Source organism: Rhizobium binxianense, assembly GCF_028994275.1.
Taxonomy (GTDB): Bacteria; Pseudomonadota; Alphaproteobacteria; order Rhizobiales; family Rhizobiaceae; genus Rhizobium; species Rhizobium binxianense.
This window is the reverse complement of the sequence record NZ_CP118713.1, coordinates 2210945-2223773: the sequence shown is the minus strand read 5'-3', so window position 1 is coordinate 2223773 and position 12829 is coordinate 2210945. Positions and strand designations below refer to the sequence as shown.

At 58.4% G+C, this 12829-nt stretch carries 14 protein-coding genes; 11 read left to right on the top strand and 3 right to left on the bottom strand.

The annotated features are described in order from the left end of the window. Window positions 1–42 precede the first annotated feature (42 nt). The 6 genes from PO860_RS11085 to PO860_RS11060 all read left to right on the top strand — a co-directional run bounded on the left by PO860_RS11085 (window position 43) and on the right by PO860_RS11060 (window position 4722). Complete coding sequence (locus tag PO860_RS11085; protein WP_183607000.1) at window positions 43–567, top strand: DUF6428 family protein; 525 nt, start codon at window positions 43–45, stop codon at window positions 565–567. A gap of 133 nt (window positions 568–700) precedes the next feature. Further along, on the top strand, window positions 701–1204 hold the full coding sequence (locus PO860_RS11080; protein ID WP_272782367.1) for a DinB family protein: 504 nt from the start codon (window positions 701–703) through the stop codon (window positions 1202–1204). Window positions 1205–1220: 16 nt separating this feature from the next. Further along, the gene (locus tag PO860_RS11075; RefSeq protein WP_272782368.1) at window positions 1221–1835 is read left to right on the top strand and encodes a TetR/AcrR family transcriptional regulator; all 615 of its coding nucleotides are present in this window, start codon (window positions 1221–1223) and stop codon (window positions 1833–1835) included. 248 nt (window positions 1836–2083) lie between these two features. Beyond that, window positions 2084–2227, top strand: a complete 144-nt coding sequence (locus PO860_RS11070; protein WP_183607718.1) for a hypothetical protein — start codon at window positions 2084–2086, stop codon at window positions 2225–2227. 146 nt (window positions 2228–2373) lie between these two features. Next, window positions 2374–3204, top strand: a complete 831-nt coding sequence (locus PO860_RS11065; RefSeq protein ID WP_183607003.1) for a response regulator — start codon at window positions 2374–2376, stop codon at window positions 3202–3204. A 186-nt stretch (window positions 3205–3390) separates the two neighbouring features. Beyond that, on the top strand, window positions 3391–4722 hold the full coding sequence (locus PO860_RS11060) for a diguanylate cyclase (RefSeq protein ID WP_183607004.1): 1332 nt from the start codon (window positions 3391–3393) through the stop codon (window positions 4720–4722). Window positions 4723–4815: 93 nt separating this feature from the next. Here PO860_RS11060 and PO860_RS11055 read toward each other — a convergent pair whose 3' ends face one another. After that, window positions 4816–5835: a GlxA family transcriptional regulator gene (locus PO860_RS11055; RefSeq protein ID WP_273880898.1), complete on the bottom strand. Its 1020-nt coding sequence runs from the start codon at window positions 5833–5835 to the stop codon at window positions 4816–4818. 460 nt (window positions 5836–6295) lie between these two features. Between PO860_RS11055 and PO860_RS11050 the strand changes: the two genes are divergently transcribed. Then, window positions 6296–9088 (top strand): DEAD/DEAH box helicase family protein, encoded by a 2793-nt coding sequence (locus tag PO860_RS11050; RefSeq protein WP_275038314.1) that lies wholly within the window; start codon window positions 6296–6298, stop codon window positions 9086–9088. Between the two features lie 186 nt (window positions 9089–9274). Here PO860_RS11050 and PO860_RS11045 read toward each other — a convergent pair whose 3' ends face one another. Further along, window positions 9275–9475: a hypothetical protein gene (locus tag PO860_RS11045; RefSeq protein WP_183607006.1), complete on the bottom strand. Its 201-nt coding sequence runs from the start codon at window positions 9473–9475 to the stop codon at window positions 9275–9277. Between the two features lie 277 nt (window positions 9476–9752). Here PO860_RS11045 and PO860_RS11040 point away from each other — a divergent pair, with 277 nt between their 5' ends. The 3 genes from PO860_RS11040 (at window position 9753) to greA (ending at window position 10973) form a co-directional block, all read left to right on the top strand. Then, a complete protein-coding gene (locus tag PO860_RS11040; RefSeq protein WP_171602806.1) occupies window positions 9753–9986 on the top strand; it encodes a DUF2171 domain-containing protein in 234 nt (77 codons plus the stop codon). A 125-nt stretch (window positions 9987–10111) separates the two neighbouring features. Further along, window positions 10112–10297, top strand: a complete 186-nt coding sequence (locus PO860_RS11035) for a DUF3008 family protein (protein WP_028756545.1) — start codon at window positions 10112–10114, stop codon at window positions 10295–10297. Window positions 10298–10490: 193 nt separating this feature from the next. Next, a complete protein-coding gene (greA, locus tag PO860_RS11030; RefSeq protein ID WP_183607680.1) occupies window positions 10491–10973 on the top strand; it encodes a transcription elongation factor GreA in 483 nt (160 codons plus the stop codon). 197 nt (window positions 10974–11170) lie between these two features. Here greA and PO860_RS11025 read toward each other — a convergent pair whose 3' ends face one another. Then, window positions 11171–12064, bottom strand: coding sequence for a LysR family transcriptional regulator ArgP (locus PO860_RS11025; RefSeq protein ID WP_183607007.1), 894 nt, complete (start codon window positions 12062–12064; stop codon window positions 11171–11173). A gap of 100 nt (window positions 12065–12164) precedes the next feature. Here PO860_RS11025 and PO860_RS11020 point away from each other — a divergent pair, with 100 nt between their 5' ends. Further along, complete coding sequence (locus PO860_RS11020) at window positions 12165–12773, top strand: LysE/ArgO family amino acid transporter (protein ID WP_272782374.1); 609 nt, start codon at window positions 12165–12167, stop codon at window positions 12771–12773. Window positions 12774–12829: the final 56 nt, after the last annotated feature.

The window sequence follows — 12829 nt, the reverse complement described above, 5'->3', positions numbered from 1 at the left end:
ATTTCAATGATCCTTGAATTATTGAAACGAGGATTAGCCGATATGAACGCGATCGACAACGGGAAAATTCAAGAGGACGACATCAGTCTCGGTCTGCTGCTCGATACGCTCGCCGGGGAAAAGGATGCGCCGCTGGTTTTCTACTACAACGGCCAGCCGGTGAAGCCGGGCTATCATATCACCGAGGTCAAGGCGGGCCAATTCTCGGGCCTCGATTGCGGCGCCAATCCCGAAGCGTGGACGGAGATCTTCATCCAGCTCTGGGACATTGAGGAGGGCGACCGCACACATATGCCGGCCGGCAGGTTTTATTCCATCATCCGCAAGGTGACGGAGCATGTGCAGCTTGACGGTTCGGCCAAACTGACCTTCGAGGTCAGCGACGGAGTACGGCCGATGCAGCTCTATTGTGCCGCGACACCGATTCTCAGCGCCGGCGCCGTGTATGTCGCGCTATCGCCGCGGCCGGCAAGCTGCAAGCCGCGCGATCGCTGGCTGGCGGAGGAAAACAGCAGGGCAGCGGCTTGCTGCGGGCCGGCAGCGGCAACTGGCGGCTGCTGCGCGTGATACGAGATTGCGCGGCAGATGCACAGGTGGCGGTTAGATCTTTTGTAAACCCGTTGACTGACCGCCAGTCAGCCACGTAAATGGAGATCGTCGGCGTGATGCCGGCGCCACCCGTTTACGTACGGAGACCGCAATGAGCGCGCAGACCCTGTTGAACTCTCTGTTCCGATACAAAGCCAGCGTCGACGACGAGCTTCTCGACGCCTTGAACGGGCTCGGCGCCGAGACACGCTCCGACAATTTTCGCTCAGCCCTTCGCGTACTCAATCACGCTCATCTCGTCGATCGCATCTTCGCCGCTAACCTGCAGCGGCTGGATCATTCTTATACGGCGAGCTGGAGCAGCGAAGCGCCGCCTTTGGCGCAGCTGTCGGCCGATATCCGGGAAACGGACCGTTGGTACACCGACTACACCTCGCATATAAGCCTTCATGAGTTGGAGGAAGTCGTCGACTTCACCTTCACCGATGGTGGGCGGGGGCGCATGTCCCGCGAAGAGATGCTGGCCCATGTGGTGACGCATAGCGGTTATCATCGTGGGGAAGTGGGTCGCCTGCTGCCTGATATCGAGAGCACCGCGATGCGCGACGTGTTTACCGGCTACCTGCACAGGACCGATCCCGCGCGCCGTCAGTGAGGGACCAGTCCTGCCGATGCCTGAGAACTCTGTTTCAAAACCGAGAACCAAGCCTCCCGAGGAGCGGCGCGACGAGCTCATGACCGCGGCCGAGCGGCTGTTTCTGGAAAAGGGTGTTGAGCAGACCACGATCGAGGAGATTACGACGGGGGCAGGGGTGGCCAAAGGCACCTTCTATCTGCATTTTTCCTCGAAGGCCGATCTTCTCCAGGCACTGCGCGCCCGCTTTGTGCAAGTTGTGCTGGATGGCATCGTCGCGGCCGTCGGGGGATGCAGGCAAGAGGACTGGCGCAGCAAGCTGGTCGCCTGGTCGACGGCATGCGCCACCGGATATCTCGATGCGGCCGGGCTGCATCATCTCGCCTTCGTGGCGGCAGCCCCCGCAACAAGGGTAGGGCTTTCGCGCAACATCCTGATCGACCATCTGAGAGAACTCATCGCCGACGGGGCAGGAGAGAACGCTTGGTCGGCCGACGATCCCGGCTTTACGGCGGTGTTCCTGTTCAACGCCCTGCACGGCGTCGTCGATCAGCCCGGCATTGCCGAGACGCCCTCGGCCCGCGCCGAATTGCTGCGCGCGATCGAGGCGCATTTCCTGCGCGCGCTGGGTTTGCGGTCGGGCATTGATTGAGAGCCGGTATCGCGTCGTCGCGTCGTTGCGAGAGCAAAGGATGATGGCGAAAGGCGCCTGCCAAATGTGGCTTGCACCCGGGCAGGTCGTGTTGAAAAGCCTGGCATCGACAGCGAAAGACCCACAAGCGGCAAGGAAATTGGCTTTGGAAAACAAGGCGGAAATCCTGTCGCAAGTCCGTCCAACCAGTAGGAGATTTAACATTATAGGGGGAACAACCTGCGGCATGGAAAATCGACGCTGAAGCGGTGAGCGAATCCACCTGCATGCGGCGGCTGGATCACGCTCAGGAAAGCACGAAGCTGAAGATCAAGATCCTCGGGGCGACCTATAATGCGACGGTCGTCGGCGAAAGCCCGTTCGATGCTGAGAATGCGGCGCTTCGCGCCTGATTTCTTAATCATATCTGCAAGAAATCGGAGGCGGCCCCGTCGGGTCGCTTGTTCGTTTCATATCCAGGCCCACTGATTAATAATTATTCAAATCAATTGATGTATCGATTTGACCCGGGGACAGTTTTTTACATCAAAGGTTTGCTATGGCGTTTCTAGGTATTTCGGGGATGCAATATTCCGGGGAAATGTTTGCCGGCGCGCGCATTATTGTCGCGGAAGATTCCAACGTATTCACCTCGATGATCAGCAAACGCCTCAAGGAGCTGTTCGACATTGATGTCGAGATCTGCCGCACCTTCGAGGATCTGCAGTTTTCCTACGACAAGTCTTCCGACCCGATCACGCTGGCGATCTCGAACATCAACCTGCCCGGCGCTGAAAACGGCGAAGCGCTCGAATATCTGGTCGATCTCTCCATACCCACAATCGTCTTTACCGGCACCTTCCATGAAGGCATGCGCGACAAGCTGATGGCCAAGGATATCGTCGATTATATCCTCAAGGACAATATCTTCGCCGTCGACCTTCTGGCGGAATCGATTTGCCGGTTCCTGACCAATCATCGCCATCACGTGCTGATCGTCGACGACAGTGCAACGGCGCGCGCCCTGCTGTCGAGCCGGCTGAAACGCTACAATTTCCGTGTCAGTACCGCCGACAACGGCGCCAAGGCGCTGGAGATCCTGAAGGCCAACCGCGATATCGGCCTGATGATCACCGATTACAACATGCCCGACATTGACGGCTTCGAGCTGACGCGGCGCATCCGCTCCAATATCGGCTCGCACGAACTGCGCATCATCGGCGTGTCCTCCTCCTCGAACCGGCTGCTGTCGGCGCGGTTCCTGAAGGCCGGCGGCAATGATTTCATGCTGCGTCCCTTCATCGACGAGGAATTCTACTGCCGCGTCAACCAGAACCTCGATACGCTGCTGCAGATCCAATCGATGCGCAAGGAGCGGGCGGTTGCCTGACGGCTCCTCCAGCATCGGTATCGCCAGGCGCCCGGAGATGGCGGTCGGGAACAGTCGTCGAATTTTTGCAATTAGAGGTAATTCCGCCTTCATTTGTCCCCTTCACGCGCATAAGCCTCTCGGCTATCGTTCGCCCCGGGGAGAGGGCCGATTCGAGCCCGTCGGACGTATGGGGGAGTAGCGGCCGTGGCTTTTCAAGCGGATTTTCAGCGAGATGGCATCGGGCTGCGCTCCGGCGGGTTAAAAATACTTCTGGTTGAAGATTCCCGGATGTTTTCCGCCGTACTCTGTCACCGGTTCCAGACCGAACTCGGTCTTGCCGTCAAATCCTGCCCATCTCTGAAGGCTCTTCGCAAAGAGCTTGCCGAGGACGGTCACGGCTACACCATGGCCGTCGTCGATCTCAACCTGCCGGATTCGCCCTATGGCGAAGCGCTCGACTGCACGATCGAGCACGATATCCCGGCGATCGTCTTCACCGCGACATTCGATCTCAACACGCGCAACAAGATCATGGAGCGCAATGTCATCGATTACGTGCTGAAGGACAATGAATTCGCGCTCGACAATCTGGTCGCCACCGTCCGGCGGGCGATCTCCAACCGCAAGACGCGGGTGCTTGTCGTCGATGATGTCGCCTCGGCGCGCCAAGTGCTCGTCGACCTGCTCAAGGCACAGCAATATCTCGTCGTCGAGGCAAGTTCGGGGCTCGAGGCGCTGGCAGCGCTCGAAGCCTACAGCGATATCGAACTCGTCGTCACCGACCACCATATGCCCGATATGAGCGGCTACGAACTGACGCGGCGCATCCGCCATCGCTTCGGTTCGGACAGACTGCGTGTCATCGGCGTTTCCGCCTCCAACGACCGCATGCTGTCGGCGAGTTTCCTCAAGGCCGGCGCCAGCGATTTCGTCTACCGGCCCTTCGTCGCCGAGGAGTTGCAATGCCGCATCGCCAACAATGCCGAGACGCTGGCGCAGATGCGGCAGCTGAGGGCGGCGGCGGCCTGCGACTATCTGACAGGTCTCTATAACCGCCGCTATTTCTATGACAATGGCCCGAAGCTGGTGAATGAGTGCCTGCGGCTGAAGGTGCCGAGTTCCGTTGCCATTCTCGATATCGACCATTTCAAGCGGCTGAACGATACCTATGGCCATGAGATCGGCGACAAGGTGCTGAAGGCTGTCGCAAACAGGCTGTTTACGATCTTCGACGGCAGCGACAATCTTCTCTCGCGCCTCGGGGGCGAGGAATTCGCCATCCTCTTCCCGCAGATGGATTCGGCTGCCGCGACCAAACTCTGCGACGAGATCCGCTCGGACATTTCGCGGCTGAAGGTGACGGCCGACGATGAGGAACTCGGTGTTACGATTTCGATCGGCATCGCCGAGATCGGCGGTTACGAGACCTTCGAGAACTACCTCAATGCCGCCGACCAGTTCCTCTACATGGCCAAACACCGCGGCCGAAACCAGGTCTATTCCGACGCCAGGATGACGGAAGAGGCGGCGCAATAACGCCATCCGAAGGGCGGAGCCAAGCCGCTGCCTTTCACATCAGGCGGCGACAGGCCTTTCCGACGTCTCAAGCGGCGACGCCTTCTTATTGTCTCAAGCGGCAACCGCCTGCCTTGCCGTCGCCATGGTCAATTTGCGCTCGGCGCGCTCCTGCTGCGGCGAGCGATGGTAGAGTTCGCGATAACACTTGGAGAAATGCGAGGCCGAGACGAAGCCGCAGGCGACGGCGACCTCGACGACGGGCATCGAGGACTGCACCAGGAGGTGGCGCGCACGGTCGAGGCGGATTTCCAGATAGTAGCGGGCCGGCGAGCGGCCCATCTCCTGGCGGAACAGCCGTTCGATCTGGCGACGGGATAGGCCGGCGCCGTCGGCGATCTCGATCAGCGACAGGGGCTCGGCGAGATTGCCTTCCATCAACTCGATGATCGACAGCACCTTGGCGTTCTGCACGCCGAGGCGGGCGCGCAGCGGCAGACGCTGGCGGTCGTGCGGGTTGCGCACGCGATCGGTCAGGTGCTGCTCGCAGATGCGGTTGACAAGGCTTTCGCCGAAATCCTCGCCGACGAGGTTCAGCATCATGTCTAGCGATGCGGTGCCGCCGGCGCAGGTATAGAGATTGCCGTCGATCTCGTAGAGATCGGCATAGACCTCCGCCTGCGGGAAGGCTTCCGAAAAGCCCGGCAGGTTTTCCCAATGGATGGCGCAGCGCTTGCCGTTCAGGAGACCGGCCTGGGCAAGCAGATGCGCGCCCGTACAGAGGCTGCCGACGGCAACGCCGCGATTGTAGGATTCACGCAGCCAGGCATTGACCGATTTGTTGTTGAACTGCTCGACATCGATGCCGGAACAGACGAGCACCATGCCCGGCCGGTTTTCGCCGCCGAGATGGCGGCGTTCCTCGGCGAGCGAGGAATTGGCTTCGACGCCGATGCCGCAGGAGGAATAGACCTTTTCCCCGTCGACGGAGGTCAGCCGCCAAGTATAGGCCTGATAGCCGAGCATGCGATTGGCGATGCGCAAGGTGTCCACGGCCGCCGAAAAGGGCAGCATGGTGAATTGCGGTACCATAAAGAAGACTACCGAACGCTTCTTGATCTGCATCCTGTTCATAGCGAAATCCATGCTCGAGGGGCGATGACACATTCGTTGCGCGGAATGCGTCGCGCCGATGTCCTGAAAGCGACACTGGCATGGAAAAATGCGGCCGGGAAGAGCAAATATGCGACATCGGCCACGATTTGGCCGGTCAAACTGCCGGAATGGCTGCGGATAGGGCGGATGACCGGCTGATAGGCGACTGAAATTCAACGCTGAAAATAGATCGAAAACGCGGGGTCAAGAGACGAAAGGGGCGGCGTTGCGCAACGCAGACGCCCCCTTATCTTGGGAGGAATGTCGCATTCACGACAGCCAACGGGTGTCATTGCGCTGTCGTTGAAATTTCGTCAAAAGACGTGCGGGAAGCATGACTGGCGCTGCCTGACCCAGATGGGTGCAGTGTTTCCTGAAGAGTATTTTAGTCGCAGCTTCCACAACGACTCGTCGCATTTAATCCAAAAGGCAGCATTGAATGAAGGACCTCGCTTTTCAGGGCACGTGGCGAGCATATCAGCAGAAGATACTTGATGATCTTGCAAATCTCATAGGCGATGACGGTTTGCATATCGTCGCGGCACCCGGCTCCGGTAAAACGGTTTTAGGTCTTGAAGTGATGCGCAGGCTCGGTGAGGCGACTTTGATTCTGGCTCCGAGCAAGACCATCCGGGACCAATGGGCGCATCGGCTGCGCACGATGTTCCTGCCCGCCGACCTTGCCGAACCGGAGTGGATTTCCCACGATGTGAGAGCGCCCGGAACCGTCACGATCATCACCTATCAAGCTCTGCATGCGGCGTTCTCGGGCCATCCGTACGAAGAAGAAATCCCCATCGGTGAAGAGGAGGGCAGCGACGGGGCGCAATCCGGTGAACCAGGCAAGCAGGAAACGGAGAAGGCGAGAAAGAAAATCATCGCGAAGCTGCGCGAGGAGAAGGTTCGCACCCTTGTGCTGGATGAAGCGCACCATCTTAGAAACGAGTGGTGGAAGGCGCTGACGATGCTCAAGGAAGCACTAGGCCAGCCCACAGTCGTCGCGCTGACAGCCACGCCTCCTTATGATGTAGATCCTCAGGAATGGGACCGCTATCAGGCGCTTTGCGGGCCGATCGACGGTGAAATTTCCGTGCCGGAACTCGTGTTGCAAGGCGATCTTTGCCCGCATCAGGATTATGTCCACTTCAGCCTGCCGAGTGCATTGGAAGCACAGAAGCTGGCCGAGTTTCGCGCGCAGATCGGGGACTTCATCGAAACGCTGCTTGAGAGTGCAGAATTCAAGGAGGCAATTCTGCGCCATCCATGGATTACGCAGCCGATCGAGAATGTGGAGCAAATACTGGACGATGCACGCTTTTTCTCCAGCATGCTGATCTTCCTGAATTCACAATATGTCGACCTGCCGCAGTCGACTCTCGACATTCTCGGCGTCAAGGCGCGTGAAATACCGGATCTGACGCTTGAATGGATAGAGGTATTGCTGAACGGCGCTATCTACACCTATCGCAATGATTTCGAACAAGCTGAACAGGCAATCCGCTGCCAGCAAGACAGGCTGAGGGAAATTAGGGCAGTGGAGCACAGCAGAGTGCGACTGACTGATCCACGATCGGTTCAGAAGCTGCTGGTGTCAAGCGTGAGCAAGCTCAACGCGATCGTCGATATTGCCCGGCTCGAAAGCGCGTCGATGCGTGACGAACTCCGTATGGTTATCCTTTCCGACTATATAAGGAAGGATGCGCTGCCCACTGCCCCCGCGGACCTTCAGCCCATCGAGAGAATGGGCGTCGTGCCGATCTTCGAGACGCTGCGGCGATCCGAACTTGATCTCAAGCTTGGAATTCTGACCGGGAGTCTGGTTGTCATTCCGGCGGGGTCAAAAGGAATTCTTGACGAGATCGCAGACCGTCTTGGCATAGGTGCCGAACACATCCGTTATCAGCCAACAGCATTCGATACCGGCTTTCTGAGCGTGGAACTTGGCGGCGAGCTGAGCCGCAATATTGTCCATATGATCACTGAACTGTTCAGTGGCGGCGGGATCACGGTCCTGGTCGGCACCCAGGCATTGCTGGGTGAAGGATGGGACGCACCGTCCGTAAACACTTTGATCCTGGCAAGTACGGTGGGATCATACGTGCTCTCCAATCAGATACGCGGTCGTGCCATTCGCATCGATCCTCGAAGCCCTCAGAAGGCTGCGAACGTCTGGCATCTGGCGGTCATCGACCCTGAAAAGCTCGAGCAGAGAATACCGTTACGCTTCGGGAGGAAATCGACCGATAGAAAAGCGCCCGACCCCTCTGACACCATGACAATAGACTTGGGCAGCGACGTCGATGCGCTGAAACGCCGATTTTATGCGTTTGAGGCTTTGTCCTTTGGCGAGCCTCCGCTGATCCAAAGCGGTTTTCAACGATTGATGCTGGGTACTGCCAAATGGAATGCGCGCGGTGTTGATGACATCAACAAAATGATGGAACGGAGGGCTGCAGACCGCAAATCACTGAAATCCCGCTGGCATAGCGCGCTGCACAGCAAACGCGCCGTTGCGAGGATGCAAGAAACATTGGAGAGCAACTATGCCCCTAAGGGGCTGGTTAACTGGAATACGACAAAGTTTCTGTTTGCGCACAGCGCCGCGCTCGCCGGCATGATCTTGAACGGATTCCTGCACAGCTTTCGCGCTACGCACATCCGATCGCTCCAACAACTGGAGTTGGTCCTGTTCGTTATGTTCGCATTACTGGCCATCTTCTGCTTGCCGGGCGCACTCAAAGCTAGTCTGTTGCTGCTGCGGAACGGCTCCCTGGAAGGGAGCATGAAGCAAGTGGGAATAACCGTTCTGGAGACGCTGCATCATATGGGCGTCATAAGGACCGAGTTGGGAAATGTGAGTGTCGTGGCGACGCTCGACCAAAACGGCATGATTTACTGCCGGCTTGAGGGTGCCACGACAATTGAGCGGTCCCGCTTTCTCGACACTCTACGGGAAGTCCTCGTTCCCCCACAGAATCCCCGCTACATTCTCGTCAGGTCGTCAAAATTCTGGCGGCTGAACCGGGTGGATTATCATGCAGTCCCGTCGATCATCGGCCGGAAAAGGGAGGATGCCATATATTTCGCCCAGCTGTGGAATCGTTACGTGGGTTATTCGGAACTTGTATACACGCGCAGTGCCCAGGGTCGCCTGAAACTGCTCCAATTCCGCGCGAAGTCATTCGCTTCCGCGTTTACAAGGAAAACCGATAGAATTAGCCGGTGGGAGTAATTGGGAAAGCCTGATGCGGGCTCCCAACCTGCCGCAGCGCGTTTGCGCCTGATATGCAGTTGCGGGGCCATCCAATGCCGGAAAGGCGAACGACAATCGACCAGCAGATTCGGGAATTCGAAAGACGAAAAAGGCGGCGTTGCGCAAAGCAGACGCCGCCCTTATCCTGGTGGAATGTCGCATTCATTACATGGTCCGGTGTTTGCTGTCGTCCGTGCTCGGCCAGCCGATGTCCTTGCGGATGTCGAAGGGCATGGCTTCGATTTCGCGGGCCGTCTGCCAGCGTGTCCAGGCGAGCGTGAGCTTGCGGGCATAATGTGCCAGATCGAAGCGGCTGTCGCTGGAGGTGAGGGTCTTGCCACCACCTCGATAGGTGAGCGTGGTCATTTTCCGGTTCCTTTCTTAGGTCAGGGACATGGGGATCGATGGGAGGTTCGTCCATGTCCGTGATGCCAATATGGGCCCGGACCACTCATCATTCAAACGAATAGGGCTTATGGATAACATCAGAGTTATTGAATGATCGGAGCGTGCCCGGCGGTCCTAGGCTGGCCTCAACATCGGGCCGACGAGCATAATTCGGTGCGCGACAGGATGCCTCGGAACCAAGTCTGCTCCACCTCGTTGCCGCTTCGTACCCGACAATGATGCAAAGGAGGAAACGATGATTTCCGCAGATCAGATCCGCGAACATATGGAAGTACGGGCTGCCGACGGCACCCAAGTCGGTACAGTCGATCATCTCGACGGTCCCACGCGCATCAAGCTGACGAAGCTCGATTCGGAAGACGGCAAGCACCACTTGATCCCGATCGATTGGGTCGATCACGTCGATGCACACGTCCATTTGTCGAAGAATGCCAGGGATGTCCGGATGCAATGGGCCACCATCAACTGACAGCCGGTCGGCTGCGGCCTACGAGCCGCAGCCTCCCTGCAAGGGAGCCAACGCGCTATACGCAGGCCTGACGAACTCAAGATAGTTTGACGCGGGGGCTCCCACTCAAGAAAAAGGAGATCGATATGCCAGCCAAGTCCAAGGCACAGCAAAAGGCGGCAGGCGCCGCACTTTCTGCCAAGCGTGGCGAGACGCCGAAGAGCGAACTCAAAGGCGCCTCGAAACAGATGGTCGAATCCATGAGCGAAAAACAGCTCGAGGAATTCGCATCAACCAAGAGGAAGGGCAAGCCCGAGCACGTGTCGAAATAAAGGTATTCGAGCCCCGCCATGCGGTGTCGGACCTTCCCGTCGCTCCCAATCTGCGGAGTCATGATCCTTGAAAGCGGCTGCCGATGAAGCAGGATTGGCGGTTCGTGCGCGGTCGATGTATGGTTTCGACAGAGATTTGGGGCAATTGCCCATCAGCTACAAGTGCGCACTGCGCCTAAAACGGAGTCCGAGATTGGCCGTCGCCTTTACCAAGGAAGAGAGTTTTGAAACGGCTTCGGAAACCCTGCTGCCCGACCGTCCGGTGTCGCCGCACCCGAACCTTGTCACGGAGGCGGGGTTGAAGGCTCTGGAGCTGCAACTTCAGCAGGCCCGCGAGGCCTATGATGCCGCGAGCATCATCGAAGACGTGAACGAACGGCGGCGGCAGACGGCCAATCCCTTGCGTGATCTTCGTTACTTAGCGGCAAGACTTCGTACTGCCCAGCTTGTGCCTTACCCCACGTCAAGCGACACCGTCACCTTCGGCAATACGGTGACTTTCCGTCGCGACGACGCGCGCGTGCAGACCTATCGCATCGTCGGGGAGGACGAAGCCGATCCCAAGGCCGGATCGATTTCCTACGTCTCGCCGGTGGCGCGGTTGCTGATGGGCAAGGCTGTCGGCGATGTCGTGGAGGCGGGCGGCCAGGAGCTGGAGATCATCGCTATCGCGTAAGAGAGCGATATTTGTATAGCCTTTCCCATTATTTTAGTACCATTGGGTACTTTATTTATCGAAGCTTTACCGTCCGTGGCTAGAACGATGACATTCCATCATCGAAAGTGACGCTCAGACGAGACCAGCGACTTCGGCAGCCGCACGGCTTACGTCTAACAAGGCGAGCCGGTCCTGCTGCATATTTAAGTGATGCATCAAAGACGGCGCTTGGCCACTGCGACGACTTCGCGCGTCAGATCCGCCAGGCGGTCGGCGGCGAGGCGGTTTATCTGCCAGTAGAGCGGAACATCGAGCGGCGTGTCGGGCACCAGCTCGACCAGCCGTCCGGATGCGAGATGCTCGCGGGTCAATTGGGTCGGGTTCATTCCCCAGCACATGCCGGAGAGGCTCGCCTCGACGAAGCTCTGCGGTGAGGGCAGCCAGTGGGTGGGATAATCGAGATCGCGCCCGAACGTTTTACGTATCCAGCTGCTCTGCAGCCTGTCTTTCTGGTTGAAGGTCAGGGCCGGAGCATTGCGGATCGCCTCTGAGGTTACGCCCTGCGGAAAGTGGCGTGCCACGAAATCGGGCGTTGCCGTGGCGTGGTAACGCAGAACCCCAAGGGCAAAACGCCGGCATCCGCGGACCGGTTTTTCCAGGCTGGTGACGGCGGCGATCACCCGCCCGCGCTGCAGCCATTCGGCGGTGTGGTCCTGATCATCGACGGCAATGTTCAGCAGATAGGAAGAGCTTTTGGCGAAATTCGACATGGCCTCGACGAACCATGTCCCGAGGCTGTCGGCATTCGTTGCAATCTGAAGCGTGACCCTCTGGCGTGGTTCGTCGGGGTCGACGAGGGCCGGCAACTGCCCGAAGAGTTCGGCTTCGAGCATGCCGACATTCTCCATATGGCGACAGAGCCATTCTCCCTTTTCCGTCGCCGTGCACGGCGTGCCTCTGACGATGAGGACGACGCCGAGACGCTCTTCCAGCTGTTTCACGCGCTGAGAAATGGCCGAAGGGGTGACGTTCAGGACGGCCGCCGCTCTTTCGAAACTACCTGTCTGGACAATGGTTGCGACGGCGCGCAGCGCGGGATAATCGAGCATGGATTAGTTTCACTTAATCGGAATAAGCTGGATTAACTAGTCTAAATCTCCTAATCGCGCTAGCACAACCTCACCGAAATGAGGGGCGTTGGCCGAAGCGATGAATGTTTCAATTTATATAACCGGCCTGATGATGGGCCTCAGCCTGATTGTCGCCATCGGTGCACAGAACGCCTTCATCCTCCGCCAGGGCTTGCGCAACGAACATGTCTTCGCCGTTTGCCTCGCATGCGCGGTCTCCGATGCCGCGCTGATCGTGCTCGGGGTGACCAGCCTGCAGCAGATCGCCGGGTTGATGCCCTGGCTCGATCCCGTCATGCGTTATGGAGGGGCAGCGTTTCTGGTCTGGTACGGTGCCAAGAGCCTCTACTCCGCCTTGCGGTCTTCCGCTACCCTCACGGCGGCGGAGGCCAGAACGGCGAGTTTCCGTCAGACGCTCATGACCTGCCTCGCGCTCACCTGGCTCAATCCGCATGTCTATCTCGATACGGTCGTGCTGCTCGGCACCATATCGACACGCTATCCCGGGCAGCAGACTTCGTTTGCCGCCGGCGCGGTGACGGGTTCCTTCCTGTTCTTCTTTTCGCTCGGATATGGCGCAACATGGTTGCGGCCGATCTTCTCGAAGCCTTCGTCCTGGCGGATGCTGGAAACGCTCGTCGCATTCACGATGTGGGTCATCGCCTTCAAGCTGTTGGGCGGCATGTGACCGCCGTTCCATCGTCGATCATCCGCTTCAGCAGCCGAGGTGTTCAACTCCATTTC